Raw genomic sequence first — 391 nt, 5'->3', positions numbered from 1 at the left:
GGAATGTGGAAAGACGGCTTCCGTTTGTCGCATCGGCGAAGTGCCTGCCGATGCAAGGCCCGATACGGGCCGGAGGCGCTTAAAGCGCGTCGCGATCTTTCAGATTCGCTCCATGCGCTTTAGCTTTTTGATTTGGGCATGTCTTCGTCCCGAAACCGGTTCCCACTTTCGGGAGACATGCCTTTAACCCAGCAACAGCTTGCTCAGCTTCGCGCACTGGACGCGGATGTCCGGAATGGCGTCGATCTCGAAGAAGGTGCCGCGCGTCAGCGGGCCGACGGCGAGGAGCTTCGACGACACCGTGCCGTCGGCCGCGATCAGCTCGCATCCGGCGGTGACGTCGAGGCCGAGGCGCAGCGGATCGGGGCGCGCCAGGGCGCGCTCGACCAGC

Annotated in this window: 1 pseudogene; it reads right to left on the bottom strand. The window is 63.9% G+C overall.

Annotated elements, in window-relative coordinates:
* Positions 1–183: 183 nt before the first annotated feature.
* A pseudogene (locus EN786_RS36255) lies at positions 184–391 on the bottom strand (FAD-dependent oxidoreductase); the annotation flags it as partial.

Source organism: Mesorhizobium sp. M4B.F.Ca.ET.143.01.1.1 (assembly GCF_004792275.1).
Lineage (GTDB): Bacteria > Pseudomonadota > Alphaproteobacteria > Rhizobiales > Rhizobiaceae > Mesorhizobium > Mesorhizobium abyssinicae.
This window is presented reverse-complemented; position numbering and strand designations above follow the sequence as displayed.